Origin of the sequence: Pseudonocardia xinjiangensis, from assembly GCF_050948425.1 — a bacterium.
GTDB classification, from domain to species: Bacteria; Actinomycetota; Actinomycetes; order Mycobacteriales; family Pseudonocardiaceae; genus Pseudonocardia; species Pseudonocardia xinjiangensis.
In genome coordinates this window covers 1,770,378-1,797,254 of sequence record NZ_CP192009.1, presented here as the reverse complement: position 1 = coordinate 1,797,254, position 26,877 = coordinate 1,770,378, and the positions used below count along the sequence as shown (strand labels likewise).

Annotated in this window: 22 protein-coding genes; 5 read left to right on the top strand and 17 right to left on the bottom strand. The window is 73.9% G+C overall.

Annotated features, from left to right (window positions below; all coding sequences use genetic code 11):
- The first annotated feature begins 208 nt into the window (after positions 1-208).
- Positions 209-2,140 (top strand): BTAD domain-containing putative transcriptional regulator, encoded by a 1,932-nt coding sequence (locus tag ACQPZA_RS08495; protein ID WP_433279720.1) that lies wholly within the window; start codon positions 209-211, stop codon positions 2,138-2,140.
- A gap of 346 nt (positions 2,141-2,486) precedes the next feature.
- Positions 2,487-4,817, top strand: coding sequence for a hypothetical protein (locus tag ACQPZA_RS08490; RefSeq protein WP_433279719.1), 2,331 nt, complete (start codon positions 2,487-2,489; stop codon positions 4,815-4,817).
- 58 nt (positions 4,818-4,875) lie between these two features.
- Here ACQPZA_RS08490 and ACQPZA_RS08485 read toward each other — a convergent pair whose 3' ends face one another.
- The 6 genes from ACQPZA_RS08485 to ACQPZA_RS08460 all read right to left on the bottom strand — a co-directional run bounded on the left by ACQPZA_RS08485 (position 4,876) and on the right by ACQPZA_RS08460 (position 12,509).
- The gene (locus ACQPZA_RS08485) at positions 4,876-5,946 is read right to left on the bottom strand and encodes an AAA family ATPase (protein WP_433279718.1); all 1,071 of its coding nucleotides are present in this window, start codon (positions 5,944-5,946) and stop codon (positions 4,876-4,878) included.
- Positions 5,947-6,046: 100 nt separating this feature from the next.
- Entirely contained in the window at positions 6,047-7,015 is a 969-nt protein-coding gene (locus ACQPZA_RS08480) for an AAA family ATPase (protein WP_433279717.1), read from the bottom strand.
- Positions 7,016-7,207: 192 nt separating this feature from the next.
- Positions 7,208-7,954, bottom strand: a complete 747-nt coding sequence (locus ACQPZA_RS08475) for a DivIVA domain-containing protein (protein WP_169398089.1) — start codon at positions 7,952-7,954, stop codon at positions 7,208-7,210.
- 74 nt (positions 7,955-8,028) lie between these two features.
- On the bottom strand, positions 8,029-8,511 hold the full coding sequence (gene coaD, locus ACQPZA_RS08470) for a pantetheine-phosphate adenylyltransferase (RefSeq protein WP_433279716.1): 483 nt from the start codon (positions 8,509-8,511) through the stop codon (positions 8,029-8,031).
- Between the two features lie 25 nt (positions 8,512-8,536).
- The gene (gene rsmD, locus ACQPZA_RS08465; protein ID WP_433279715.1) at positions 8,537-9,088 is read right to left on the bottom strand and encodes a 16S rRNA (guanine(966)-N(2))-methyltransferase RsmD; all 552 of its coding nucleotides are present in this window, start codon (positions 9,086-9,088) and stop codon (positions 8,537-8,539) included.
- 43 nt (positions 9,089-9,131) lie between these two features.
- Positions 9,132-12,509: a pyruvate carboxylase gene (locus tag ACQPZA_RS08460; protein WP_433279714.1), complete on the bottom strand. Its 3,378-nt coding sequence runs from the start codon at positions 12,507-12,509 to the stop codon at positions 9,132-9,134.
- 186 nt (positions 12,510-12,695) lie between these two features.
- Here ACQPZA_RS08460 and ACQPZA_RS08455 point away from each other — a divergent pair, with 186 nt between their 5' ends.
- Positions 12,696-13,553: a hypothetical protein gene (locus ACQPZA_RS08455; RefSeq protein ID WP_433279713.1), complete on the top strand. Its 858-nt coding sequence runs from the start codon at positions 12,696-12,698 to the stop codon at positions 13,551-13,553.
- Positions 13,554-13,593: 40 nt separating this feature from the next.
- Here ACQPZA_RS08455 and recG read toward each other — a convergent pair whose 3' ends face one another.
- Both recG and ACQPZA_RS08445 read right to left on the bottom strand, forming a co-directional pair.
- Positions 13,594-15,777, bottom strand: a complete 2,184-nt coding sequence (gene recG, locus ACQPZA_RS08450) for an ATP-dependent DNA helicase RecG (RefSeq protein WP_169398105.1) — start codon at positions 15,775-15,777, stop codon at positions 13,594-13,596.
- Positions 15,778-15,788: 11 nt separating this feature from the next.
- Entirely contained in the window at positions 15,789-17,468 is a 1,680-nt protein-coding gene (locus ACQPZA_RS08445; RefSeq protein WP_433279712.1) for a DAK2 domain-containing protein, read from the bottom strand.
- Positions 17,469-17,585: 117 nt separating this feature from the next.
- On the opposite strand from ACQPZA_RS08445, the gene rpmB reads away from it, so the two are divergent.
- Positions 17,586-17,777 (top strand): 50S ribosomal protein L28, encoded by a 192-nt coding sequence (gene rpmB / locus ACQPZA_RS08440; protein ID WP_169398083.1) that lies wholly within the window; start codon positions 17,586-17,588, stop codon positions 17,775-17,777.
- A 192-nt stretch (positions 17,778-17,969) separates the two neighbouring features.
- On the top strand, positions 17,970-19,178 hold the full coding sequence (locus ACQPZA_RS08435; protein WP_433279711.1) for a cytochrome P450 family protein: 1,209 nt from the start codon (positions 17,970-17,972) through the stop codon (positions 19,176-19,178).
- Positions 19,179-19,193: 15 nt separating this feature from the next.
- Here ACQPZA_RS08435 and ACQPZA_RS08430 read toward each other — a convergent pair whose 3' ends face one another.
- From ACQPZA_RS08430 to mbhE, 9 genes are all read right to left on the bottom strand, one after another.
- On the bottom strand, positions 19,194-19,874 hold the full coding sequence (locus ACQPZA_RS08430) for a uracil-DNA glycosylase (protein WP_433282722.1): 681 nt from the start codon (positions 19,872-19,874) through the stop codon (positions 19,194-19,196).
- Positions 19,871-20,389, bottom strand: a complete 519-nt coding sequence (locus ACQPZA_RS08425; RefSeq protein WP_344016865.1) for a gamma carbonic anhydrase family protein — start codon at positions 20,387-20,389, stop codon at positions 19,871-19,873. The genes ACQPZA_RS08430 and ACQPZA_RS08425 overlap by 4 nt, the downstream gene beginning before the upstream one ends.
- A 97-nt stretch (positions 20,390-20,486) precedes the next feature.
- Positions 20,487-20,837, bottom strand: a complete 351-nt coding sequence (gene mnhG / locus ACQPZA_RS08420; RefSeq protein WP_433279710.1) for a monovalent cation/H(+) antiporter subunit G — start codon at positions 20,835-20,837, stop codon at positions 20,487-20,489.
- On the bottom strand, positions 20,834-21,100 hold the full coding sequence (locus ACQPZA_RS08415) for a monovalent cation/H+ antiporter complex subunit F (protein ID WP_433279709.1): 267 nt from the start codon (positions 21,098-21,100) through the stop codon (positions 20,834-20,836). Before ACQPZA_RS08415 ends, mnhG begins: the two co-directional genes overlap by 4 nt.
- Positions 21,097-21,693 (bottom strand): Na+/H+ antiporter subunit E, encoded by a 597-nt coding sequence (locus ACQPZA_RS08410; RefSeq protein WP_433279708.1) that lies wholly within the window; start codon positions 21,691-21,693, stop codon positions 21,097-21,099. The genes ACQPZA_RS08415 and ACQPZA_RS08410 overlap by 4 nt, the downstream gene beginning before the upstream one ends.
- Positions 21,690-23,222: a Na+/H+ antiporter subunit D gene (locus ACQPZA_RS08405; RefSeq protein WP_433279707.1), complete on the bottom strand. Its 1,533-nt coding sequence runs from the start codon at positions 23,220-23,222 to the stop codon at positions 21,690-21,692. The genes ACQPZA_RS08410 and ACQPZA_RS08405 overlap by 4 nt, the downstream gene beginning before the upstream one ends.
- Complete coding sequence (locus tag ACQPZA_RS08400) at positions 23,219-23,686, bottom strand: Na(+)/H(+) antiporter subunit C (protein WP_169400580.1); 468 nt, start codon at positions 23,684-23,686, stop codon at positions 23,219-23,221. The genes ACQPZA_RS08405 and ACQPZA_RS08400 overlap by 4 nt, the downstream gene beginning before the upstream one ends.
- Complete coding sequence (locus ACQPZA_RS08395) at positions 23,686-24,255, bottom strand: MnhB domain-containing protein (protein ID WP_433279706.1); 570 nt, start codon at positions 24,253-24,255, stop codon at positions 23,686-23,688. Before ACQPZA_RS08395 ends, ACQPZA_RS08400 begins: the two co-directional genes overlap by 1 nt.
- A 37-nt stretch (positions 24,256-24,292) precedes the next feature.
- The gene (gene mbhE / locus ACQPZA_RS08390; RefSeq protein ID WP_433279705.1) at positions 24,293-26,737 is read right to left on the bottom strand and encodes a hydrogen gas-evolving membrane-bound hydrogenase subunit E; all 2,445 of its coding nucleotides are present in this window, start codon (positions 26,735-26,737) and stop codon (positions 24,293-24,295) included.
- Positions 26,738-26,877: the final 140 nt, after the last annotated feature.

Here is a 26,877-nt window from a genome sequence, read left to right as displayed (position 1 = left end):
AGGGCCGTGCGACACCAGGATCGTACGACGATGCGGGTCGTTCCCAGAAGCATGGTGTGAATTGTAGAACAATCCTCTACGCTAGAAACGATCACGTCAGGGCGAACCCCCGGCAGCGGACGGGACGCCGACGTCGACCACGGGGGCGAGGTGTCGATCACATGACGCGCATCCCCCGCGTGTGCATCGCGGAGCCGGGTGGGCGCCGGTGACGTCCACGGAGGTGTCCTTCCGCATTCTGGGCCCGCTCGAGGTCGTGGACGGCGGACGACCGGTACCGGTCCCCCAGGGCAAGCAACGCGTCGTGCTCGCGGCACTGCTCCTGCGGGCGAACCGGACGGTCTCCATCGCCGAGCTGACCGAGCAGCTGTGGGACGGCCCCACCCACCACGGCGCCCCGCCCGACGCCCCGCACGACAGCAGGGGCACCGTCCAGAAGCACGTGATGCGGCTGCGGCAGGCCCTCGCCGGCACCGGGGTGCACATCCGCACCGAGCCCGACGGCTACCGGATCGAGCTCGGCCCGGGACAGCTGGACCTCGACCGCTCCGACGCCCTGGTCCACCAGGGCAGGCGGGCCGCCCAGCTGGGCGACGACCTCGGCGCGTCCGCCGCGCTCGCCGGGGCGCTGCAGCTGTGGCGGGCCGTGCCGCCGCTCACCGACGTGGCGTCCCCCGCACTGCACCGCAACGAGGTGCCCCCGCTCGTCGAGCGGTACCTGCAGGCGCTGGAGCTGCGCATCGACGTGGACCTCCGGCTCGGCCGCCACGCCGAGCTGGCGGAGGAGCTGATCGGGCTGGTGCGGAGCCACCCGCTGCGCGAACGCTTCTGGGCGCAGTGGATGCGGGCGCTCTACGCCACGGGACGCCAGGGCGAGGCCCTCGAGGCCTACCGGGAGGTGACGCGGCTGCTGGCCGACGAGCTGGGCATCGATCCCGGGCCCGAACTGCGCGCCGCGCACGAGCAGATCCTCCGGGGCACCGGGCCGCCCGACGCTCCCCCGCCGGCGGCCGTACTCCACGACATCCGACAGCTGCCCGTGGCACCCACCGGCCTCGTCGGGAGGCAGCACGCGATCCGGCAGCTCACCGATCTGCTGGGCGCCGCGGAGGACGCCTCGGCGGCGCGGCTGGTGGTGGTGGCGGGCCCGCCGGGAGTGGGGAAGTCGGCGGTCGCGGTGCATGCGGCCCACCGGCTGGCCGACCGCTTCCCCGACGGGCAGCTGTTCGCCGACCTCGGGGGCCACGGCGACACACCGCCGCAGCCGCCGGAGGAGACCCTCGCCCGTTTCCTGCGGGCGCTCGGCATGCCGCCGGAGGGGGTGCCGCCGAGGCTCGACGACGCGGTGGCCGCGTACCGCTCGGTGACCGCCGGGCGCCGGCTGCTCGTCGTGCTGGACAACGCGAACAGCCCGGCACAGGTCCGCACCCTGCTGCCCGGGGCCTCCACCTGCGGCGTGGTGGTCACCAGCCGCCACGAGCTGGCGGGCCTGCTGGTCTCCCCCGGTGGCCACCGGATCTCCCTCGACCTGCTCGATCCGGGCGACGCGCGCCTGCTGCTGCACGGCATCGTCGGCGACGAGCGGATGGCGCGCGAGCCCGAGGCCGCCGCCGAGCTGATCGCGCTGTGCGGTGGGCTCCCGCTGGCGCTGCGGGTGGCGGCCGCCCACCTCGTGACGCGGCCCCACCTCCCGGTCGCCGCCTACGTCGAGCAGCTGCGCAGCGACGGCCCGGTCGCGACCCTGCGGATCCCGGGCGACCGGCAGCTGGGGGTGGCCGCCGCGCTCGAGGCGTCGTACGTGCAGCTCACCGTCGAGCAGCGGCACCTGCTGCGCCTCCTCGGTCTCGTGCCGGACGATCGGATCACCCCGGAGGCCGGGGCCGTGCTGGTGGAGCAACCGGTCGCGGTCGCAGCAGCGGGTCTGGACCAGCTCGCCGAGGCCGGTCTCCTGCAGCGGCGGCCCGGCGGCGGCTACCGGCTGCACGGCCTGACCCGGGCCTTCGCCCTGCTGCGCCAGGCACAGGAGGACGACCCGGCCGAGATCCACGCCGCGCGGCGGCGCCTGCCGGAGGCCGGGGAACACCCGCGGGGCGGCCTCCCCCGCACCGCTCTCCGCCGGCCCACGGCCCGGCGGGCGTGATGTCCGATGTGTAACGGGAAAGGTGGAGTCGGGCGATGAGTGATCGGGTACGGTGCGGGATCTTCACGGCAGTACGCGCTCACCCCAGCAGATCCGCCGGCGGATGCCTCGGGCTCCGCGCTCCGGCATCGTGCTGGCATCGGCGCGGCAGTGCGGTCGGCCACACTCGCGTGCGTGCGGTGCCGCCGGCTGGGAAGGGCCTCGACGAGGCCTGCGGGGGCAGTGGTGGAGATGCACGGGGGGCAGGTGCGCTGCCGAGCTGTATCGGGCGGCGCTCCCACCACCCGCTGCGGTACGGCGGGGCGCACGGGCATCACGCGGGCGTGACCTCGCCAGGGGGGACGACATGACCGACGAGCCGACCACGTGTGCTCTACCGGGGTGCGACGCCTCGATCGAACAGCCTACGGACGGCGGGCCGCCGCGTCGGTACTGCACACCGGCCCACCGTGCGGCCGCACGCAAGCAGCGCCACCTGGCCGCCCACACCGACACCGACGCGCAGGCCGAGCAGCCGGTCCCGGTCGCCTTCGCGGCCCCCGCGCCGAAGCAGCCGGCCGCGCCGGAGCAGCCGCCCGCGCCGGAGCCGGAGCCGCTTGCGCCGCGCCAGGGCCGGCCGCGGCCGTGGAGCGCCGCCGCCACGTGGCTGATCACCCAGACTCCCCCGCCACCCCCTCGTCCCGAGCGGCCGTCCGGCGAGAACCGCCGCGCAGCGCGCAGCGCGGGGGAACGCAAGCGCGGGGCCGTGCTGATGCGCCGGCGGGCGGTGGCCGGCATCGCGGTCGCGAGCCTCATCGCCGGCGGCAGCGGATACCTCGTCACGAGCACGCCGATCCCGGTCGTGCCGCAGGCGCAGCCACCCGCCACGCCTCCACCGGCCGTCGACGCCGGCCAGTGGGCGGCCCGTGCCGAGGTCGTGCTCGCCTCGATCACCAAGCAGCTCGACACGGTCGCGCTCACCGAGGCGAGCTGGGCCCGGCTCCCCGAAGCGGCCCGGGCGGGCCAGCCGGCCGCGCTGCGCGCTCTCCAGGAGCGCAAGGCGCTCCTCGAACAGCAGCGCGTCACGCTGCAGTCGCAGATCAGCGCGTTCCGCACGATGTCGGAGGTCAGCACCGACCTCACCGCGGCCCAGGAACAGCTCGACGCCGTGGAACGGGCCCTGCGCACCGCCCCCCAGGCACCCACCTCACCGGACCAGGCCGAGACCCTCCGCACGCTGGCCGCCCAGCGCGACATGCACCTGCAGCAACGGAACTACAACGTGCAGGAGCTCGCCACCCTCCGCAGCGGGGTGGAGGAGGCGGTCACCGCCCCGCTTCCCGACGAGAGCGACCGCACCACCCCGATCGCGCAGCAGGTCCTCGCGCTGATCGAGCGCCGGCCCGACCCGAAGCCGCGGGTGAAGGCACCCGAGCAGGCCCAGGCGGTCGTTCCCCGCCGGGAGAACACCCGCGAGGAACGCCAGACCGTCAGCTCGACCGCGCCGCCCGACCCGTCCCGCCCGGGCGCCGCCGGCCGCTCCGCCACCGAGCTCGCGATGCTCGGACGCGGCACCAGCGGCGTGACGAGCAACGCCGTGGCCGGCCGGGTCGTCTCCGGCGGGGGCACGACCGACGTCGTCCGCACGAGCGGCGCCGTCCTCCGCACCGCGGGCCACGTCGTCGACACGGCCCAGCAGGCCGTCACCGGGCGGCAGTCGAGCTCCGAGGAGCGGTCGGAGCGGTCGGAGCGGTCGGAGGAGCGCAGCCGGCCGGTCAGCAGGCTGGTCAGCACCGTCACCGGCGCGGTGCTGGGTGGGTCCGGTGAGCGCCACGACTCCGGCTCGGCGGGGAACGACTCGGCGAACCGGTCCTCCGGCAACGCCGAACGCAACGGGTCCGGCGATGCCGGCTCCCGTTCGGCGCGCGCGGACAGGTCCCCCGCGGCGGCGGCTCACGACGATCGGTCCCGGGCCCGCACCGGCCGGACGGCAGGCGCGGCCGCCACCCCCCGGGGCAAGGCGGAGCGCGTCCGGGACACCGCGGCGCAGGCCGTGGGCGCCGGGGCGAGGCTGCTCGACCCCGTCCTGAACGTCCGCGACCGGACGCCGGACGCCGGCACGACCACCGGCCGGGGCAGCACCCGACCGGGTGCCGGGGCCACGGCCGGGAAGCCGGACCGCACCGCCGGCACCAGCCGGGCCGGGTCGCCGGGCAGCCGCAAGGCCGGCACCGTCCGGGGTACCGGCAGGACGGCCCCGACCGACACCGCGCAGGGCCGGGCCACCCGGAACGAGGCGGCCCGGAACGACAACGCAGCCCACGGCAGGTCGACCCCGGGGAAGTCGGCCCCAGGGAAGTCGGAGCAGGGCAGGACGCCCCTCGGCAAGGCAGCCCAGAACAAAGCGGGGCAGCAGAAGGCAGGCCAGGACCGGGCGACCCAGGGGAAGTCCTCGCAGGGGAAGTCCTCGCAGGGGAAGTCCTCGGAGAACAGCGCAGGCCACGACACGGCGCAGAGCAAGCCGGGTCAGAAGAAGACCCCGCAGTCCAAGAAGGCCAGGACCGGTCCGGGCGGCAGCGGCAACACCGCCACCCGGAGCACCGGCGGCGCCGGCAAGGGCGACAGCGGGAAGAGCGGGAAGAGCGGATCGTCGAAGTCCGGCGCTTCCGCCGGTGGCGGGGCGTCCGGCAAGGGCTGAGCCACCTGGCGGGCGCCGGGCCGCCCCGCACACCGCGGGGCGGCCCGGCGTCGTCAGCTCAGCTCGGTACCCGTTCCGGTGCCGGCTGCACGGCGGCGGCCCGGGGTACGAAGCCGTCGGCGAGCAACGCGGCGAGGCCGAGGAAGGCATCGTGGGTGGCCTGCCGCAACCGGGGGAGCTCGATCCGCCCACCGGTGGCGAGGTGCGGATCGTGCGGGATCTCGACCACGGCGCGGCACCGGGCGTCGAAGTGCCCCCGCACCCGCGCCAGGTCGACCTCCTTGCTCATGCGGTCGCAGCTGAGTACGACGACAGCGTCGGCCACCTGCGCCTCGTGGCCGTGCGCGACCAGCCAGTCGAGGGTCTTGCTGGCCCGGCTCGCGCCGTCGACCGTGGGGGCACCGACGATCACCAGGCTGTCGGCCAGCGCCAGCGTGCCCTCCATCGCGGAGTGCACCAGACCGGTGCCCGAGTCGGTGATCACGATGTTGTAGAACCGGGTGAGCACCTCGCAGACCTGCTCGTACTCCTGCCGGTTGAACGCCTCGCTCATCGCGGGATCCTGCTCGGAGGCGAGCACCTGCAGCCGGCCCGCGAGGCTCGTGTAGCGCGCCACGTCGGTGAGCGAGTGGGTGGCCGCGATGTTGTCGAGCAGGTTCCGCACGGTCACCGAGGTCTCGGCGGTGAGCCGGTCGGCCAGCGTGCCGGCGTCGGGGTTGGCGTCGAGCGCGATCACCCGGTCGCCGCGGTTCTCGGCCAGCACGAGCCCCAGGCACGCCGACACCGTGGTTTTGCCGACCCCACCCTTGAGGGAGCTGACCGCGATCTGGTGCGAGCCGGGCAGCGGCCGCCGGATCCGTCGTAGCTGGTCCTGCCGCGCCCGCTCGGCCGCGCCCACGCCCGGGTTCACCAGCCCACCGGTGAGCTTGTAGAGCGCGCCGCGCCAGCCCCGCTGGGGTCGATCGCTGCGGAAGCGCACGATCGAGTCCTCGGTGAGCTCCGCGGCGCTGGCGGCGTCGGGCCGGGAGCCGCGGGACACCGGCACGGCGCTGCCGTCGGCCGGTGCTCGGTCGTCGGGTGAGGCGTCCGCGCGGGTGCCCCCTGGTGCCATCTCGTTCGGCTGCGTCATGCCCGTTCCCCGCCGCTCACGGCCATCTCTCCCCCTGCTGCTGCCGATGCTCGGCTCCGCCGTCGTGACGGAGCCCCGGTACGTCGTTCTCGCGCGGCGCTCACGTCACGAAGCGGTCGGCCATCAGCGCGGCGAGCCGGTAGGCCGCGTCACGCGTGGCGGGCCGCAGCCGGGCGACCTCCACCCGGCCACCCGTGGCGAGGTGCGGGTCGTGCGGCATCTCGATGACCGCGCGGCAGCGGGAGGTGAAGTGCTCGCGGATGCGGTCGCGGTCGACCTCGGCGCTGACCCGGTCGCAGGACAGCACCACCACCGCATCGGACGCGAGTGCCGAGTGCCCGTGGGCGTGCAGCCAGTCGAGGGTCTTGCTCGCGCGCCCCGCGCCGTCCACCGTGGGTGCCCCGACGATCACCAGGCTGTCGGCGAGCTGGAGCGTGCCCTCCATGGCGGAGTGCACCAGACCGGTGCCCGAGTCGGTGATGATGATGTTGAAGAAGCGGTCGAGCAGCCGGCAGATCTGCTCGTACTCCTCGCGGTTGAACGCGTCGCTGGACGCGGGGTCCTGCTCGGAGGCCAGCACCTGCAGCCTGCCGGCGAGGCTCGTGTAGCGCGACACCTCGGTCCAGGAGTGGATGCGGTCGATGTCGCGCAGCAGTTCCCGCACGGTCACCGACGACTCGCCGGTGAGGCGGTCGGCCAGCGTGCCCGCGTCGGGGTTCGCGTCGAGCACGATCACGCGGTCCCCGCGGTTCTCGGCCATCACGAGGCCCAGCAGCGTCGCCACGGTGGTCTTGCCGACCCCACCCTTGATCGAGGTGACCGCGATCTTGTGGGACTTCAGGAGCGGGTGGCGGATGCGGTGGAGCTGATCGCGCCACTGCACGTCGGCCGGGCTCGGACCGGGGTTCAGCAGGCCGCCGGTGGCCCGGAGCACGGCGCGGCGCCAGCCGGAGGAGGGTTCGTCGGGCCTGGCCCGCAGGATCGTCTCGGAGCTCAGCTCCGACGCCGACGCCGGGCCTCCCTTGCCTTCCTGCGGAGCGATCGAGGAAGCATCTCCCGTCGAACTCACTGCACCCCCTGGCCAAAGGCCCGTCGTCGTGGCGCCCGAGCGCGGTTCGAGCCGGTGGCCGTACCGCTCCCACCAGAGGGAAGGGTCCGGTTCGGCCCGGCGGCTCGCCACCGGCAGAGGGTAACGCGACGATGACCACCGACCACCCGATAGTGATCGAGCTGTGCTCCGAACGGTCCAGTCGTCGTCGCTCTAGTCGATGAGATCCATCCCGGTGCCAGAACGACCGTGGGGAACCGCATCAGGGGAACCGCTCGGGGAGCTGCCCCGCCACAGCTGGGTCCGGCCGCGGGACACCGTGCGCAGCGCCTTGGTGAGGGCGTCCTCGAACTCGGACAGCTTCGCGTCGACGTAGCCGTCGCACTCCCGGCGCAGCTGGTCCACCTCGATGTCGGCGGCGTCGACGATCCGGGCCGCCTCGGCGCTCGCGGCGCGCACCACCTCGGTCTGCGACACCAGCCGGGCCTGCTCGGCCTGCCCGTCGGCGACGTAGCGGTCGTGGGCGGCGCGCCCGGCGTGGGCCAGCCGGTCGGCCTCCGCCTGGGCCCGGTCGGTCAGCTCCGTGTACTGGCGACGGCCCTCGGTGACGGCCCGCTCGGCCTCGTGCCGGGCCTTCGCGAGGATCTGCTCCGCCTCGGCGCGCGCCTCCGCGACCGTGCGCTCGGCCTCCGCGCGTGCCTCGGCGACCATCTCCTCGGCGTCGGCCTGGGCACCCGACCGCGTCTGCTCGGCCTCCTGCGCCGCGTCGTCCACCAGCTCGTCGCGGCGGTCGAGGACGTCCTGGGCGTCGTCCAGCTCGCCGGGCAACGCCTCCCGGACGTCGTCGAGAAGCTCGAGCACATCGCCGCGGGGGACGACACAGTTGGAGGTCATCGGGACGCCCCGAGCCTCCTCGACGAGCGTGACCAGCGCGTCGAGCGATTCGAAGACCCGGTACACCCCGGCATCCTCTCACCGTGAGGCCGTCACGGCGGGTATTGCGACCGTCCGCGTGTCAAGTTCCGAACGGGTGATCAGGAACGCTCGGCGATGCGCTCCAGGAGGTGCCGGTGTACCGACTCCGGCAGCAGGTGGGCGACGTCGCCCCCGTACGTGGCCACCTCTTTCACCAACGAGCTGGACACGAAGCTGTAGTCGGGGCTGGTGGACATGAACAGGGTGTCCACGCCGGAGAGCCGCTGGTTCATCTGCGCCATCTGCAGCTCGTACTCGAAGTCGCTGACCACCCGCAGGCCCTTGACGATGGCCCGGATGTCGTTGTCCCGGCAGTAGTCCACGAGGAGCCCGTGGAACGAGTCGACGCGGACGTTGGGGTACGGCGCGACGATCTCGCGCAGCATCGCCATCCGCTCCTCGACGGTGAACAGGCTCTTCTTGTTCTTGTTGACCAGCACCGCCACGACGATCTCGTCGAACAGCGCCGACGCCCGGCCGATGACGTCCAGGTGGCCGTTGGTCGGGGGGTCGAACGAGCCGGGGCACACGGCGCGCCTCATCCCGGAAGCCTCACAGGTCCGGACGCTACCGGAGTGCGACGTGCAGCGCCGTATCGCCGTAATGACGCTCACGCACCCCGTGCAGCGGCTCCGGCCAGGGGAAGGAGCCCCCGCGCGTCGACCGCTCCACCACGACCGTGACGTCCTCGGCCAGCCACCCGTGCGCGGCCGCCGCGCTCAGCCAGCCCGCCACCTCTGCGTCGGGCACGTCGTAGGGCGGGTCGACGAGCACCACGTCGTAGGCGCGGTCGGCGGCAGCTCCCAGCACCGCGGCTGCGGGCGCCGCGCGCACGACCGCGCCCGCCAGCCCGACCGTGTCGACGTTGCGCCGCAGCACCGCGGCCGCCCGCTTGTCCGACTCCACGAACAGCGCGTGCTCCGCGCCGCGCGAGAGCGCCTCCAGGCCGAGTGCGCCCGACCCGGCGCACAGGTCGAGCACGGCGGCGCCGTCGAGCCCCGGGTCGTTCTCCAGGGCACTGAACAGCGCCTCCCGCACCCGGTCGGACGTCGGGCGGGTGCCCTTGGGCGGCACCGTGAGCCGTCGCCCGCCCGCGGTGCCCGCGATGATCCGCGTCACCGCGCGAGTGTGGCACCCGGGATCGGGCTGCCAGGAATTCGGGCTACCCCAGCTCCAGCAACAGGTCGCCGCCCTCGACCTGCTGGACCGGCCCGATGGCGAGGCGGGCGACCCGGCCCGCCTTGTGGCTGGTGATCGACGCCTCCATCTTCATGGCCTCGATCGTGGCCACCGTCTGGCCGGACTCGACGGAGTCGCCCTCGGCCACCGACAGCGTCACGACACCGGAGAACGGGGCGGCGACGTGCTGCGGGTCGGACCGGTCGGCCTTCTCCGCCGCCTTGACGGCACTGTCCACCGAGTGGTCGCGCACCGACACCGGCCGCAGCTGACCGTTCAGGGTGGCCAGGACCGTACGGAAGCCGCGCTCGTCGGCCTCGGAGATCGCCTCCAGCTCGATCAGCAGCGTCACCCCGGGCTCCAGCTCGACGGTGTGCTCGACCTCGGGTTCGAGACCGTAGAGGAAGTCCTTCGTGGAGAGCACGGAGGTGGCGCCGTAGGCCTCCTGGTGGGCCACGTACTCCTTCGCGGGGCCCGGGAACAGCAGCCGGTTGAGCGTGGCCCGGCGGTCGTCGCGCAGCCCGCGCCGGTCCTCGATCGTCAGCTCCGGCTGGTGCTTCTCCGCGCTGCGCCCCTCCAGTGCCCGCGTGCGGAACGGCTCCGGCCAGCCGCCGGGCGGGTCGCCCAGCTCCCCGCGCAGGAACCCGATGACCGAGTCAGGCACGTCGAACTCCCCCGGCTCGGCCTCGAAGTCCTTCGGCGTCACCCCGGCTCCGACGAGGTGCAGCGCGAGGTCCCCCACCACCTTGGACGACGGCGTCACCTTGACCAGCCGTCCGAGCATCCGGTCGGCCGCGGCGTAGCAGTCCTCGATCAGCTCGAACCGGTCGCCGAGCCCCAGCGCGATCGCCTGCTGGCGCAGGTTCGACAGCTGCCCACCGGGGATCTCGTGGTGGTAGACGCGCCCGGTGGGCGACGGGAGCGCCGCCTCGAACGGCGCGTAGACCTTGCGCACCGCCTCCCAGTACGGCTCGAGGTCGCCCACCGCGGTGAGCGAGAGGCCGGTGGCGCGGTCGGTGTGGTCGGTGGCGGCCACGAGCGCCGAGAGCGAAGGCTGGCTCGTCGTGCCGGCCATGCTCGCCACCGCGGCGTCCACGGCGTCCACCCCGGCCTCGATCGCCGCCACCAGCGTCGCGAGCTGGCCGCCTGCGGTGTCGTGGGTGTGCAGGTGGACGGGCAGGTCGAACCGGCTCCGCAGCGCCGTCACCAGGGTCCGCGCGGCCGGCGGGCGCAGCAGCCCGGCCATGTCCTTGATGGAGAGCACGTGCGCGCCGGCCTCGACGGCCTGCTCGGCCAGGCGCAGGTAGTAGTCCAGCGTGTACAGCTTCTCCGCCGGGTCGGAGAGGTCGGCCGTGTAGCAGAGCGCCACCTCGGCCACCGCCGTGCCGGTGGCGCGGACGGCCTCGATCGCCGGGCGCATCTGCTCGACGTCGTTGAGCGCGTCGAAGATCCGGAAGATGTCCATGCCGGTGCGCGCCGCCTCGTCGACGAAGGCGTCGGTCACCTCGACCGGGTAGGGCGTGTAGCCCACGGTGTTGCGCCCGCGCAGCAGCATCTGCGTGCAGATGTTGGGCACGGCCGCCCGGATCGCCGCCAGCCGCTCCCAGGGGTCCTCGGCGAGGAACCGCAGCGCCACGTCGTAGGTGGCCCCGCCCCAGCACTCCACGCTGAACAGCTCCGGCGTGGTCCGGGCCACGTACGGGGCGACGGCCAGCAGGTCGCGGCTGCGGACGCGCGTGGCGAGCAGCGACTGGTGGGCGTCGCGGAACGTCGTGTCGGTGACGGCCACGGCCCGCTGCGCGCGCAGCCGCGCCGCGAACCCTTCCGGGCCCAGCTCCAGCAGCTGCTGCCGCGACCCGTCGGGGGCCGGCGCGTCCAGGTCGCAGGCCGGCAGCTTGTCCACCGGCTCGACGCCCTTGGGCCGCGACCCGTTGGGCCGGTTGACCGTGGTCTCGGCGAGGTAGGTGAGCAGCCGGGTGCCCCGGTCGGCGGGCTGGCGGGCCGTGAGCAGCTCGGGGCGCTCCTCGATGAAGCTCGTGGTGACCCGTCCCGCCTGGAAGTCCGGGTCGTTGAGCACCGCCGCGAGGAACGGGATGTTCGTGGAGACGCCCCGGATGCGGAACTCCGCGACCGCACGCTTCGCCCGGCGCACGGCGGTGCGGAACGTGCGGCCGCGGCAGGTGAGCTTCACCAGCATCGAGTCGAAGTGGGCGCTGACCTCGGCGCCCACGTGCGTGGTGCCGCCGTCCAGGCGCACCCCGGCGCCGCCCGGTGAGCGGTAGGCGCCGATCACCCCCGTGTCCGGGCGGAAGCCGTTGGAGGGGTCCTCGGTGGTGATCCGGCACTGGAGCGCCGCTCCGCGCAGGACGATGTCCTCCTGGGCCATCTGCAGGTCCGCGAGCGTCTCCCCCGACGCGATGCGCAGCTGCGCGATCACCAGGTCGCGGTCGGTGACCTCCTCGGTGACCGTGTGCTCGACCTGGATGCGCGGGTTCATCTCGATGAAGACGTGGTGGCCCCGCTCGTCGAGCAGGAACTCGACGGTGCCGGCGTTGACGTAGCCGATGTGGCGGGCGAACGCCACGGCGTCGGCGCAGATCCGGTCGCGCAGCTCCGGGTCGAGGTTGGGTGCCGGCGCGATCTCGATGACCTTCTGGTGGCGGCGCTGCACCGAACAGTCGCGCTCGTAGAGGTGCACGACCTCGCCCGTGGCGTCGGCGAGGATCTGCACCTCGATGTGGCGCGGGTTCACCACCGCCTGCTCCAGGAACACCGTGGCGTCCCCGAACGCCGACTCGGCCTCCCGCATCGCGGCCTCGATCGACTCGCGCAGGTCGCCGGGCTCGGTGACGCGCCGCATCCCGCGGCCGCCGCCGCCCGCCACGGCCTTGACGAAGATCGGGAACCCGACGTCGTCGGCCGCGGCGAGCAGCGTGTCGACGTCGTCGGACGGCTCGGACGAGTCGAGCACCGCCACGCCCGCCTCCCGGGCGGCGGCGATGGCGCGGGCCTTGTTGCCCGTCAGGTGCAGCACGCGCGGCGGTGGCCCGACGAACGTGATGCCTGCCTGCTCGCACGCCTCGGCGAGGTCGGGGTTCTCCGACAGGAAGCCGTAGCCGGGGTAGATCGCGTCGGCACCCGCGCGCCGCGCGGCGGCGATCACCTCGGCGACCGACAGGTAGGCCCGGACGGGATGGCCCGGCTCCCCGATCTGGTACGACTCGTCGGCCTTCGCGCGGTGTAGCGAGTTGCGGTCCTCGTAGGGGAAGATCGCGACGGTCGAGACGCCGAGCTCGTAGGCTGCGCGGAACGCCCTGATGGCGATCTCTCCCCGGTTCGCGACGAGCACCTTGCGGAACACGGCAACCCTCCCTGCTGATCAGCGTGGAAGGCGAACGGTACCTGCGGGCACTCGATCGGACCCTGCGAAGCACACCGCGCTTCGGTACGAATGGAGAGGTGCGACACGTTCGGCCCACGGGCCGGCCGGGCCGCCGTCCCGGCCTCGTTCACCGGCCGGCTTCGTGACGACGAAGGGTGCGACGTGATGCCACGAGTCCGGCCGGGGCAGTCCGCCGCTTTCGCGGAGGGGCGCCGCCTGCGGGAGGCGGCCGAGACGCGGCGCGGCCGCCGGAGGCACGGGTCGGGCCACGGCCGGCGCGGGCCGCACTCGCGGTCGCCGTGGCTGTTCCTGATCGCCGTACCGGTGGTGGCAGGCGGAGCCGGCGCGCTGGTGATGACGATGGCGATCATCAGCCTCGTCCTGCTCGGCGTGGCGATCGTGGCCGGCTCGGCACCGATGCTGGTGGCGGGCACGCTCGCGTTCGTGGCCGTGCACCGCAACCGCCGCCACGCGGCGCTCCGGCGCCACAGCGCGGCCCCCGCCCCGCAGCCGGTGCGTCCGGCGCCCCGGCACGACGTGGTCTGGGGACAGGCCCGCGCGCGGTTCCACGGCCTGCGCAGCCAGTACGCCGCCTTCGAGTGCGATCCCATGGAGGTGCTGCGCCTCCCCGCTCTCGCGGACGTGTCCGTGCCCAGCACCGCGCGGTTCGTCGATGCGTTCGCCGAGGCGCAGGCCCTCGACACCGACCGGTTCCCGCCGCCGCAGCACGCCGCCGCGTTCGTCGCCGCCGTCGACCGCGCCGAGCGCGCGTGGCAGGCCGCCCGCGAGGCAGCCCAGCGCATCCGCCTCTCCGGGCTGTCCGCCGCCGAGCGCGGCACGGTGGAGCGCGTGATCAAGCTGCTCACCACGGCCCGCGACTCCGACAGCGACCCGGAGCGCCTCGCCGCGTACGCCCGTGCCCGCGCGGAGCTCGGCAAGCTCGACCGCGCCGGGGTGATCCACCTGCCGGTGTCGGCCGGGGCCGCTCTCGACGCCGCCGCCCGGGGTGCGCTCCCCGCCTGACGCGCCGGCGTCAGACCTTGTCCCGGCCGCGGAGCCGGCGTCAGACCTTGTCGAGGTAGGCCGCGCGCTCCTCGTCGCCCACGGTCTCGCCGACGAGTGCGGCGAGCCCGGGACGGCCGCGCAGGCCAGGGTCCTCGGCCACGATGTCGGCCGCGTAGACCCGCGCCTTGGCGATGATCTCCTCGTGGCGCAGCAGCGACAGCAGCCGCAGCCCGGAACGGCGCCCGGACTGCAGGGCGCCCAGCACGTCGCCCTCCCGGCGCAGTTCGAGGTCGAGCCGGGCGAGCTCGAAGCCGTCGGTGGTGCCGGCGATCGCGTCGAGCCGTTCCCGCGCCGTGCTCGCCTCCGGCGCCTCGGTGACGAGGAGGCAGACGCCGGCCGCGGAGCCCCGGCCCACCCGACCGCGGAGCTGGTGGAGCTGGGAGAGACCGAAGCGGTCGGCGTCGAGGATGACCATGCCGGTGGCGTTGGGGACGTCGACGCCCACCTCGATGACCGTGGTGGCGACCAGGACGTCGAGCTCACCGCGCTCGAAGGCCCGCATCACGGTGTCCTTCTCGTCGGGCGGGAGCTTGCCGTGCAGGATCCCGATCCGCAGCCCGTGCAGCGCTCCCTCCTCCAGCCGGGGCGCCACCTCCAGCACCGCGAGCGGAGGACGGCGGGCGGCGCCGTCGTCGGAGTCGGCGCCCTCGTCCGGATCGTCGAGATCCACCAGGTCGGCGTCGGGATCGCCCTTCCCGTTGTCGCCCCCGACCCGCGGGCACACGATGTAGACCTGGTGGCCCGCCGCGACCTCCTCGTGCACGCGCCGCCAGACCCGCTGCAGCCACGTGGGCTTCTCCGCCAGCGGGACCACGGTGGTGGCGATGGGCGAGCGGCCGCCGGGCAGCTCGCGCAGCGCGGAGACCTCCAGGTCGCCGTACACCGTCATCGCGACGGTGCGGGGGATCGGCGTGGCCGTCATGACCAGCATGTGGGGCGCGAGCTCGCCGCGCCCGCGCAGTGCGTCGCGCTGCTCGACGCCGAAGCGGTGCTGCTCGTCGACCACGACCAGGCCGAGGTCGGCGAACCCGACGTGGTCCTGGATCAGCGCGTGGGTGCCGACGACGATCCCGGCCGCTCCGGACTGCGCGTCGAGCAGCGCCTGACGGCGGGCCTTCGTGCCCAGCGATCCGGTGAGCAGCGTGACGGCGGTGGCCTGGTCGGCCCCGCCGAGCTCGCCGGAGCGCCCGAGCGGGCCCAGCAGCGTACGCAACGACCGGGCGTGCTGGGCGGCGAGCACCTCGGTGGGCGCCAGCAGGGCCGCCTGCCGGCCACCGTCGACGACCTGCAGCATCGCCCGCAGCGCGATCACCGTCTTGCCCGCCCCGACGTCGCCCTGCACGAGGCGGTTCATCGGGTGCTCACGCGCGAGGTCGGCGGCGATCTCCGCGCCGACGGCGTGCTGGCCCGCGGTGAGCGTGAAGGGCAGCGCGGCGTCGAAGGCGTCGAGCAGGCCACCGGGCTTCGGCGGGCACGCGGCGGCCGGCCGCGAGACGGTGGCCTGCCTGCGCAGGGCCAGCGCGAGCTGGACGCCCATCGCCTCGTCCCAGACCAGGCGGTTGCGGGCGGCGTGGAAGTCGGCCTCGGACTCGGGCACGTGGATGCGCCGCAGGGCCCGGCCCAGCTCGGCCAGGCCCTCGCGCTGCCGCAGCGAGGCGGGCAGCGGGTCGGTGGGGTCGTCGAGCAGGTCGAGCACCTGGCGCACGCAGCGGGCGATCTCCTGCGAGTTGATCTTGCCGGTGGCCGGGTAGACCGACAGGAAGGGGCGGATCTCGTCGGCCTCGTCGAGCGGCTCGAACTGCGGGTGGGTGAGCTGCAGCTTCTTGTTGAACACCCCGACCTTGCCCGAGAACACCGCACGCACCCCGGGGTGGATGACGTGCTGCACCTTGTGGCCGTTGAAGAACGTGCAGTCGAGGGTGGCGCCCTTCTCGTCGCGGATGACGACGCTCAGCAGCTTGCCCCGGCGGGCGCGCATGTCGCGCAGCGTGGTCTTCTCCACCTGCGCGACCAGGGTGGCGTGCTCCCCGATCTCCAGCCCGGCGATGTCGGTGAGCTTGCCCCGGTCGACGTAGCGGCGGGGGTAGTGGCGCACCAGGTCGCCGACGGTGTGGATCTCGAGCTGGGCTGCGAGCAGCTCGGCCGCCCGCTTGCCGACCAGCGGCAGGAGCGGGCTCAACATGTCGACGTCGCTCACTCCACCCCCAGCACGATCGCGAAGCCGGTCTGCCCGCCGCGGTGCACGACGACGTCGACCTCGGGATGGGTGCGGCGCAGGTCGGCCGCGAGCCCGTCGGCGAGTGCGTCGTCGGCGCCCTCCCCCAGCAGGACGGTGACGAGCTCGCCACCAGCGGTGAGCATGCGGTGAGCCAACCACAACCCACCGACAGCAAGATCCGGGGCGATCACGACGACCTCGCCGTCGCTGATGCCGAGGACGTCGCCGGGCTCGCACGGCCCCACCCAGGTGAGCGCCTCGGACTCGGCCACCACCAGGCCGCCGGTGCGGGTGCCCGCCGCGGCCTCGGCCATCGCGACGACGTCGTCGCCCGCGCGCCGCTGCGGGTCGTGCACGGCGAGCGCCGCGAGCCCCTGCAGCACCGACGCCGTGGGCACCACGAGCACCTCCTGCCCGTCGCGCCGGGCCACCGCCGCGGCCTGCTCGGCCACGGCGGTGAGCTCGCCGTCACCGGGAAGCAGCACGACGTGCCGGGCCCGCGTGCCGGCCAGCGCGGCCACCAGGTCGCACGCCTCCACCTCACGGTCACGCGGCCGTTCCAGCACGGCGGCGCCCGCCGACCGGGCCAGCTCCGCGAGCTCCGCACCGGCGACGACCATCAGCACGGCACGGTCGCGGACGAACCGCCCGGTCTCCCCGGCCCCGGCCGCGAGGGCGTCCCGGGCCTGGTCGGCGAACCGGATCACCGTGATCCGGTGCGGCCTGCCCACGGCGAGCCCCGCCTCGATGGCCGCTCCCACGTCGGAGCAGTGCACGTGGACGTTCCAGAGGCCGTCCCCGTCGCCGACGACGGAGACGCAGTCCCCCAGCGCGTCGAGCTCGCCGCGCAGCGCGCCCATCCGCTCGTCCACCCGGTCGTCGGCGGGGCTCTCGAGCAGGTACATCACCTCGTAGTCGTAACCGGGCGACCCGCCCTCCCGCTCCGCGACGAGGACGTCCCGCCCGCGTGCGGGCTGCCGGGCGGGCGCGCCCGTGGCCGGGAGCCGGGCCGTGCCGGTCCGCCCGCTCACCAGCCCCGCCAGCGCGTCGAGCACGAGGTAGAGACCGAGCCCACCCGCGTCGACGACGCCCGCCCTGGCCAGCTCGGGCAGCTGCCCCGTGGTGGCCTGCACCGCGCCCGCCGCCGCCTCGGCCGCGGCGCACGCCACGTCGTCGAGCCGGTCGGAGCCCGCGGCTGCCGCGGCGCGCGCCGCCGCCCCGAGCACCGACAGCACGGTGCCCTCCCGTGGCCGGGTGACGGCCGCCGTGGCGAGCCGGTGCGCCCGGCCGAGCGCGTCGGCCAGTACGGCACCGGCCGGCGTGGGACCCACGACCGCCGCCACCGCGTCGGCCACACCGCGCAGCACCTGGGACAGGATCACCCCGGAGTTGCCCCTCGCCCCCACGAGTGCGCCCCGCGCGAGAGCGCCGGCCACCACAGCCACCCCTCGGGCCGGGCCGTCCGCGTTGTCCCGCAGCACCCGGAGCACCGCCTCCGTGGCGGCGCGCATCGTCAGCAGCAGGTTCGTGCCGGTGTCGCCGTCGGGCACCGGGAAGACGTTGATGCGGTCGATCTCGGCGCGGTGCCGTTCGAGCGCCTGCGTGGCGGCCCGCGTCCATCCGGTGAGCAGGGCGGAGTCGAGGATGGGGGGCACCCGGAACAGGGTAGCGACCGGGTGGTGTGCACCCCGTCCGGTGGCGCGGGTACTCTCGCTCATTGCGACCGGGGTGAACCCGGCTTCCCCCTATCGTCTACCCGAGGAGTGTCCGACGTGGCTGCCGTCTGCGACGTCTGCGGCAAGGGTCCGGGCTTCGGCATGTCCGTCTCGCACTCGCACCGCCGCACCCACCGCCGCTGGAACCCGAACATCCAGACCGTCCGTGCCCGCCTGGGTGGTGGCAACCGCCAGCGCCTCAACGTGTGCACGTCCTGCCTGAAGGCGGGCAAGGTCGCTCGCGCCTGAGCGGCCGACCACCACCAGCTGTTCGCAGAACGCCGCCCTCCGCACCAGCGGACGGCGGCGTTCTGCCGTTCCGGACCAGCATGTGACCGCGCTCGCGGTGTGAGCTGCCCCGCTTCATGATCGTGTCAGTATCTGGCCCGGGGGCTCCGAGATCAGGTCTCCCGACGTCCCATACGGCTCCAGGAGATCGTGATGACCCTCGCCCCCGACCCGTTCCGGTCGGCCACCCACGGGAAGCGCCACAGCGCGTACACCGTTCTGAACGACCGTGGTCCCGTGCACCTCATGCACCGGACCCGCTCGCGGTCGACCTGGCTGATCACCGGCTACGACGAAGCGCGCGCCAGCCTGACCGACCCCCGGCTGGTCAAGGGCGGCGGGGGCGCCAACATCTTCGGCCACCGGCTCGATCCGGCACTGCTCGCCGCCACCCGCACGGAGATGCTGAGCAGTGACCCGCCCGACCACACCCGGCTCCGGAAGCTCGTGTCGGGGGCGTTCACGATGCGCCGCATCGACCTGCTGGCCCCACGCATCCAACAGGTGGTCGACGGACTGCTGGACGCGCTCGTCGACGTCGAGTCGGCCGATCTCGTCACCACGTTCGCCTACCCGTTGCCGATGACGGTGATCTGCGACCTGCTCGGCATCCCGGAGGAGCGCCGGGCCGACTTCCGCACCTGGTCGGCACAGATCATCGACCCGGCCGTCGTCGGCTTCGAGGTCTTCGCCGAAGCGGCCACCGACCTGGTCGGGTACGTGCGCGAGCTGATCGCGACCAAACGCGCACAACCGGCCGACGACCTGCTCTCGGCCGTGATCGCCGTCCGTGACGGCAGCGACCAGCTCTCCGAGGACGAGCTCACGTCGCTGGTGATCCTGCTGCTGGTCGCGGGCCACGAGACCACCGTCAACTTCATCGCCAACGCCACGTTCGCCCTGCTCACCCACCCCGAGCAGCTGGCGCTGCTGCGTGCGGAGCCCGCCCGGATCCCCGCTGCCGTCGAGGAGCTGCTGCGGTTCGACGGCCCGTTGCAGATCGCCACGCAGCGCGTCGCCACCGAGACGTTCGAGCTCGGCGGCGTCACGATCTCCGCAGGAGACGTCGTGCTCACCGGGCTGCTGGCCGCCAACCGCGACACGTCGCACCTGCCGGGCGCCGACGTCCTCGACGTCACCCGCACGCCCACCCCGCACCTGGCGTTCGGACACGGCATCCACCACTGCCTCGGCGCGCCGCTCGCCCGGCTCGAGGCCCGCATCGCACTGAGCTCCCTGATCACACGCTTCCCCGACCTGCGGCTGGCCACCCCCACGGACGACCTGCCCGTCGGCGACGCCGTGCTGATCAACGCCCTCTCCGCGCTCCAGGTCACCACCCGGCCGGCGCCGGCCTCCTGACGGAGGTCGACCGGATCAGGGCAGCTTCCAGTCGACCGGCTCCCCGCCCAGCTCCTCGAGCAGGGCGTTCGCCCGGCTGAACGGGCGGGACCCGAAGAACCCGCGGTCGGCGGACATCGGGCTGGGGTGGGCCGACTCGACGCACGGCACGTCCACGAGCAGCGGCACCAGGTTGCGCGCGTCCCGGCCCCAGAGGATCGCGACGAGCGGTTCGCCGTCCCGGTCGACGAGGGCCCGGATCGCCTGCTCGGTGACCTTCTCCCAGCCCTTGTCGCGGTGCGAGCCCGGGTTGCCCGGCTCCACCGTGAGCACCCTGTTGAGCAGCAGCACACCCTGGTCGGCCCACGGCGTGAGATCGCCGGTGGACGGGGTGGGGTACCCGAGGTCCTCGCTGTACTCGCGGAAGATGTTGGCCAGCGAGCGGGGAACGGGACGGGTCTGCGGCGCCACGGAGAACGACAGCCCGATCGCGTGTCCCGGCGTCGGGTACGGGTCCTGCCCGACGATCAGCACCCGTACGTCGTCGAACGGCTGGGTGAACGCGCGCAGCACGTTCGGCCCGGCCGGCAGGTAGCGGCGCCCCGCGGCCAGCTCGGCGCGCAGGAACTCCCCCATGTCGGCCACGACCGGAGCCACCGGGGCCAGCGCCCGCGCCCAGCCGGCCTCCACGACCTCCTCGAGCGGCTTGGCCATCAGATCCTCCGCAGTTCGGCGCGGAACCGCTTGCCCCGCTGGATGTAGCTCTGCACGGCATGGTCGAAGTAGCCCTCGGGCACCTCGTGGCCTTCACGCACGCGCGCCGGGACGCCCAGCGCCATCCGGCGCGGCGGGACCTCCGCGTTCGGCGAGACCACCGCGCCCGCCCCGACCACGGCCCCCGCCCCGATCGTGGCCCCGTTGAGCACCACCGACCCCGACGAGATGAGCGCGCGGTCACCGATGGTCGCGCCCTCGATGTGCACGTTGTGCCCGACGGTCACCTCGGCGCCGATGATCGTCGGCTCCTGCGGGGTGCAGTGGATGATCGACCCGTCCTGCACGGAGGTACGCGGCCCGATCTCGATGCGGCCGTCATCCCCGCGGAGCACCGCGGAGGGCCAGACCGACGCCTCGGCACCGATCGTCACGTTGCCGATCACCACGGCGTCGGGATGGACGTAGGCGTCCGGATGGATGGCGGGTTCGACCTCGCCGAGCGCGTAGAGGGGCACGCGGGCGAGCGTAAACAGCGGCCGCTGATCGCCGCGAGCCGCACCTGTCCGCCCTCGGCAGGGCGATGTCGTACGTCTCCCAACGATCACTCCGGGGTCACTCCGGCGGGAGCTCCTTGGCCAGCTCGTCCACCACCAGCAGGTCGCGCTGCACGCCGCCACTGCGGTAGGCCGACCGGCCGGCGAGCTGCGAGATCACCGGCGCGGTGATCACCTGGAACAGTGCGACGAGCGCGAGGGTGACGGCGCTCTCCAGCTCCACGCGCAGCGCCGTACCCGCGAGCACCAGCAGCAGGCCGAGCGTCTGTGGCTTGGTGGCCGCCTGCAGCCGTGCGAGCAGGTCCGGTAGCCGGACCATGCCGATCGCGCCGAGCAGGCACGACAATGCGCCGAGGAGCAGCAGCACCGCGGAGGCGACGTCGAGCGCGGTGTCGGGTACGGGGGTCACCGGTGCCGCTCCCTGCGCTCCGCCAGCCGCATCGCGGCCGCCGAGCCGACGAACCCGAGCAGGGCGACCGCGGCGAGCAGCGGGATGTTGGAGCCGTCCTCGTAGAAGGCCACGTACACCGCGGTGGTGGCGACGAGGAGCACGACGAACGCGTCGAGGGCGGCGATGCGGTCGAGGGTGTCCGGCCCCAGCAGCAGCCGTACGAGCGTGAGGGCACCGGCGAGACCCAGCATGCCCAGGACGACCGCGAACACGATGTTCATCGCCGCGCTCCCGCCTCGGCGATCCGCCGGTGTGCCTCCGCCAGCTCCTCCGGACGGCCGAGCGCCGCGAGCACCCGCCGCTGCATGTCCATCGCGCGGAGCCGGGCGCGTTCGGCGCCGTCCCGGTCGCGCGGTCCGAGGGCGTAGATGTACCAGATCTCGCGCTCGTGATCGATCTGCAGCACCATCGCGCCCGGCGACAGCGACAGCGCGTTGGCCATGACCGTGACGACCCGGTCCGACCCGGAGAGCAGCGGCACGGCCACGATCGTGCCCTGCGCCCGCGGCCCGTGGCGCAGGATCTGCCAGCTCACCTCCACCCCCGAGGCCACGAGGTCGTAGAGGAGGAACGCGACCAGGCCGAGCAGCGGCAGCGGCCGCACCGACAGCCGGTCCGGCAGCGGCGGCATCCGGAACAGGGCGCTGACGAGCACCGCCACCAGCACCCCGCCGACGATGCTCAGCAGGGTGAACGTGCCCCACAGCAGCACCCACACCAGCGTCAGCCACACCACAGCGGGCAGCCGGGCCCGCACGGCGTGCACCCCGCGCCTCCCGGTGCGCCGGTGGTCGTCGCTCCCCGTCCCGGTCATCGGCCCTCCTGTGCGCCCAGCACCGCGTCGACGTAGGGCGTCCGGTCGATCAGGTCCACTCCCGCGCGGCCGGTGAGCACGGTGAGCGGGCCCGCGAACACCGCGATCGCCAGGCTGACCGCCACCAGGCCGGCGGTCGCCGCGTACATCGGCATGGACGTCCGTGCCGTGCCCACGAGTACCTCGTCGGTGGGGTCCTCGTCGGGACGCGGCGGCCTGGGCTTGCCCCAGAACACCCGTACCCATACCCGGACCAGCGCGTAGAGCGTCAGGAGGCTGGCGAGGACCACCACGCCCGCCACCACCTGGGGCCCCAGGCCGGCGGCCGCCCCGGCCTGCAGGAGAGCGAGCTTCGCGACGAACCCGGCGGTCGGGGGGATGCCGGCCAGCGTCATCGCCGGGATCGCGAAGAGGACGGCGAGGCCAGGGGAACTGCGGGCGAGCCCACCCATCTCGTCCAGCGACACCGTGCCGGTGCGGCGCGTGATCAGGCCGCTCACGAGGAACAGCGTGGCGAGCACGGTGATGTGGTGGGCGGCGTACAGAGCAGCCCCGGACAGTGCGGCCGCGTCGAACACGGCCAGGCCGAACAGCATGAACCCGATGTGGCTGACCAGCAGGAACGACAGTAGCCGGTTGAGGTCGTTCTGGACCAGCGCACCCAGCGCCCCGACCAGCATCGTGGCCACCGCCAGCACGAGCAGCAGCGTCCACGGCTTGTCCCGGCTGAACAGGAGCGTCTCGGTGCGCAGCAGCGCGTAGAAGCTCACCTTGGTGAGCAGGCCGGCGAACAGCGCGGCCACCGGGCCCGGCGCGTTGGGATAGCTGTCGGGGAGCCAGAAGTGCAGCGGCACGATCGCCGCCTTGATCCCGAAGACGACCAGCAGCATCAGGCCGAGCACCGACCGGACGCCTCCCGGCAACGTCCCGATCCGCTCGGCGAGGTCGGCCAGGTTCACCGTGCCCGTGGCCGCGTACACCAGGGCGATCGCGGTGAGGAACAGCAGCGACGACAGCAGGCTGACCGTCACGTACGTCATGCCCGCCGGGATCCGGGACGCGCCGGTCCGGCGCGTGATCAGGACGTAGGACGCGGTCAGCATCAGCTCGAACGCCACGAACAGCGTGAACAGGTCCCCGGTGAGGTAGGCGAGCGAGACGCCGGCGCAGAGCATCAGGTACATCGGGTGGAACGTCGTGCTCGCGGTGCCGCGGCCGTAGTCGGCGATCCGCTGGTCGATCGCGTACACCAGCACGGCGAGGGTGACGAGCGTCGAGACCAGCAGCAGCAGGGCCGAGAGCCGGTCGGCCACCAGCGCGATGCCGACCGGGGCGGCCCAGCCGCCGAGCTCGGCCACGACCGGGCCGCGCTCGTCGGCCGCGACGAGGAGCACCGCGGCGAGCACCGCCACGGCCGTGAGGACGACGATCCCGACCACGCGCTGCAGCGCCGCCGACCGGCTGCCGATCACCGTGACGGCGGCCCCGAGCATCGGGAGCAGCACCGGCAGCGTCAGTACCGTGGTCACGAGCGGTCCCGGCCCCGGGCGGCTTCCGCCTCCACCTCGTCGTCCGCACGTTCGAGATCCTGCTCCGCATCATCGGAGCCGTCGCCCGACTCCAGCGGGGCGGACGGCACCTTCTGGCGCGCGATCCGCCGGTCCTCCACGTCGTCCTGCACCTCGTCGTGCCCGACCAGCACGAAGGCGCGGTAGCCGAGCGCGAGCAGGAAGGTGGTGAGCGCGAAGGTGATCACGATGGCCGTGAGGGCGAGGGCCTGCGGCAGCGGGTCGGCGAACGACTCCGGCGGCGCGGTGCCGACGATCGGCGGCCGGCCCGGGGGCCCTCCCGCGAGCTGCAGCAGCAGGTTGGTGCCGTGGCCCAGCACGACCACGCCGATCAGCACGCGCATCAGCGACCGCGACAGCAGCAGGGTGAAACCGACCCCGTAGAGGACGCCGACGGTCAGCGCCATGACCACGTTGATGGTGATCACAGCGCCTCCCCTGCGTCGTCCATGTCGCGTTCGATGCCGTCGCCGAGGGCCCGCAGCAGGTCCAGCACCACGCCGACGATCAGCAGGTACACCCCGACGTCGAGGAACAGGCTGGTCTGCAGCTCCACCGGGCCGAACAGCGGCACGTCCGCGGCGAGCTTGGTGGTGGAGAGCACCGGAGCCCCGAACGCCGCGGGGACCAGCCCGGTGACCAGCGCGACCGCGAGGCCGCTTCCGATGACGACCGGTGCCCGGGGACTGACCACGGCCCCGAAGTCGGCGTTCCCGCCCGCGATGTAGCGCAGGACGAACGCGAGCCCAGCCACCAGCCCGGCGGAGAACCCGCCGCCGGGCCCGTAGTGGCCCACCAGCAGCAGGTAGAGGGAGAAGACGAGCACCGTCGGGAAGACCGCCCGCGTGGTCATCTCCAGCAGCAGGCTCCGGTCACCGGGGCGGCGGCACTCGCCCGACAGCAGCCACTCCCCCCGCGGCCGGTCCCACTCCTCGAAGGGCACCGGGTCGCGGCCGTCGTTCAGCCTGCTCGTCAAGCCCGGCCCGTCCGTCATCGCCTGCCCTCCGCCTGGTGCCATCGCCCGCTGCTCGTCACCCGAGGAGGTCCTCCTCGTGCTGCGGGGTGTTCTGCCCGCTCTCGACCGGCCCCCGGCGGCCGCGCCGGTCGTAGCGGGTGGCGAGCACGAGGCTCGCCACCCCGACCGCCGCGACGGCCAGGACACCGATCTCCCCGACGGTGTCCAGCGCGCGGAAGTCGACGATGATGGCGCTGACCACGTTGGTCGCCCCGGCCTCGGCGGGCGCCAGCCGGACGAACTCCGCGGCGGTCGCCGACGGCGTGGTGCGCGCTCCGGACATCACGATCGCGAACACCGCGACGGCGGCCCCGCCCACCGCCCCGAGCAACGCCTTGGGCAGCCGCACCCGGCGGGGTGAGGGCTCCTCGGTGAAGTCGGCGGGCAGCCTGCGCAGCACGAACACGAACGCCACCAGCGACAGCGTCTCGACCAGGAACTGCGCGAGCGCGAGGTCCGGCGCCCCGTCGACGATGAAGAGCCCACCCACCCCGTACCCGATCACGCCGACCAGGAGCACGGCGGTCAGGCGGCGCCGGGCCCGGACCGCGGCCAGCGCCGCGATCACCACGACGATCGCGAGCGGCACCTGCGTGAGCGAGTGGTAGGTCGGCTGCCCGCCGGGCCATGCGCCCCCCAGGATCGTGGCCACGCCGGGCAGCAGGACGAACGCCACGAGGATCGTGGCCAGGTAGGCGGGGAGGGAACCGACCTGCAGGCGTCCCGTCACGGTCAGCGCGAGACGCGCGATGGCGGCGATGGTCAGCTCGTAGCCGCGCTGCGCGTCGAGCGGGCTGCGGGAGGACAGGGCGAGCACCCGGGCCCGCTGCGCGTGCAGGAGCAGGCCGCCGGCGATCGCCACCGCGGTGAACAGCAGCGGGAGGCCGAGGCCGTGCCAGATCGCGAGGTGGTAGCCGGACTCGTCGGGGTACTCGGCGGCGTAGCTCGCACCGAGCGCGTCGACCACGGGGTAGGCGATGCCGAGCGCCAGGCCGGCGATGGAGCAGATCCAGACGGGCACGGTCAGCAGCGCGCCCGGGCGGTGCACCGATGTCGGCTCGACGCCGGGTTTGCGGGCGAACGCGCCCCACAGGAATCGGGCGCTGTACGCCGCGGTGAGCACCGACCCGAGCAGCAGCCCGAGCGCGACGATCCACCCACGCAGGCCGCCCTCGTCGAGGAAGCCCTCGAACGCGGCCTCCTTGCCGACGAACCCCAGCAGCGGCGGGATCCCGGCCATCGACGCCGCGGCCAGCGCCGCCGCGACGGCCGTGCCCGGCAGAGCGGTACGCAGGCCGGAGAGCCTGCGCAGGTCGCGGGTGCCTGTCGCGTGGTCGATCGTGCCGACGACCATGAACAGCGGCGCCTTGAACAGTCCGTGCGCGAGCAGCAGCGCGATGCCGGCGAGCGCGGAGATCTCCCCCAGCGGTCCGCCGCTCCCGAGCAGCACCGTCAGGAACCCGAGCTGGCTGACCGTGCCGAAGGCGAGCAGCTGTTTCAGGTCGGTGGCCGACAGCGCCCGCCACCCGCCCACGATCATCGTGCCGAGCCCGACGACGACCACCGGCACCCACCAGACGGCCTGGTCGGAGAAGCCGGGAGCGAGCCGCGCCACCAGGTAGACCCCGGCCTTCACCATGGACGCCGCGTGCAGGTAGGCGCTCACGGGCGTGGGGGCGACCATCGCGGCGGGCAGCCACGGGTGGAACGGCAGCTGGGCCGACTTCGTGAACGCCCCGAGCAGGATCAGCAGGAGCGCGGCGGTCACAGCACCGCCGTGCAGGCTGCCCGCCTGACCGGCGGCCACGATCTCCGAGATCCGGTAGGTGCCCGCCGCCTCACCGAGGAGCACGAACCCGAGCAGCATCGCCAGCCCGCCGAACACGGTGACCAGCAGGGCCTGCACCGCGGCGCGCCGCTCCTCACCCTGCTCGCCGCCCTGCCCGACCAGGAGGAACGACGCGATCGAGGTCAGCTCCCAGAACACGTAGAGCGTGAGCAGGTCATCAGCCAGCACCAGGCCCAGCATCGCGCCGGCGAAGGCGAGCAGCAGGGCGGCACTGCGCGGGGCCTCGCTGGAGTCGCTGCCGAAGTAGCCGACGCAGTACACGAGGATCGCGGCGCCGAGCCCCGACACCAGCACGATCATCGCCAGGGCCAGCGCGTCGAGGCGGAAGCTCAGCATCAGACCGAGCGTGGGCGCCCAGGCCGTGGTGGCCGTGACACCGCCGGCGAGCGCGGGACCGGCCTCGGCGAGCGCCCACAGCAGCGTCGCGGCAGGGAGGACGGCCGCCACCGCGAACGCCGCCCGCCTGTTGCGTGCCGAGACCAGCGGGAGCAGGGCCGCCACCACGAGGTGTGCGACGACGAGCGCGAGCAACGGCGACTCCTCCCGATCGCGGAGTGCGGCGCCGGCGGCCGAGCTCTCCGCACGGAGAGCTACCCGGAACAGCGCGATCATTGCCCGGCCTCGTGCGGCCCACGGGGACCGAGCACCGGAGATTCCGGGCGACCGAGCGCGGGGACGACCCTACCGGGCCTCCCGATCCGTCCCCTCCGTCCTGGATCGACGGGCGGCGTGAGTGGCCTCACGTCTCGATC

Bases quoted from the DNA above. Each gene is read 5' to 3' on its own strand.
- ACQPZA_RS08490 (WP_433279719.1), top strand. From the start codon at position 2,487: ATGACCGACGAGCCGACCACGTGTGCTCTACCGGGGTGCGACGCCTCG.
- ACQPZA_RS08485 (WP_433279718.1), bottom strand. From the start codon at position 5,946: ATGACGCAGCCGAACGAGATGGCACCAGGGGGCACCCGCGCGGACGCC.
- coaD (WP_433279716.1), bottom strand. From the start codon at position 8,511: ATGAGGCGCGCCGTGTGCCCCGGCTCGTTCGACCCCCCGACCAACGGC.
- ACQPZA_RS08455 (WP_433279713.1), top strand. From the start codon at position 12,696: ATGCCACGAGTCCGGCCGGGGCAGTCCGCCGCTTTCGCGGAGGGGCGC.
- recG (WP_169398105.1), bottom strand. From the start codon at position 15,777: ATGTTGAGCCCGCTCCTGCCGCTGGTCGGCAAGCGGGCGGCCGAGCTG.
- ACQPZA_RS08435 (WP_433279711.1), top strand. From the start codon at position 17,970: ATGACCCTCGCCCCCGACCCGTTCCGGTCGGCCACCCACGGGAAGCGC.
- ACQPZA_RS08415 (WP_433279709.1), bottom strand. From the start codon at position 21,100: ATGAACATCGTGTTCGCGGTCGTCCTGGGCATGCTGGGTCTCGCCGGT.
- ACQPZA_RS08410 (WP_433279708.1), bottom strand. From the start codon at position 21,693: ATGACCGGGACGGGGAGCGACGACCACCGGCGCACCGGGAGGCGCGGG.
- ACQPZA_RS08395 (WP_433279706.1), bottom strand. From the start codon at position 24,255: ATGACGGACGGGCCGGGCTTGACGAGCAGGCTGAACGACGGCCGCGAC.
- mbhE (WP_433279705.1), bottom strand. From the start codon at position 26,737: ATGATCGCGCTGTTCCGGGTAGCTCTCCGTGCGGAGAGCTCGGCCGCC.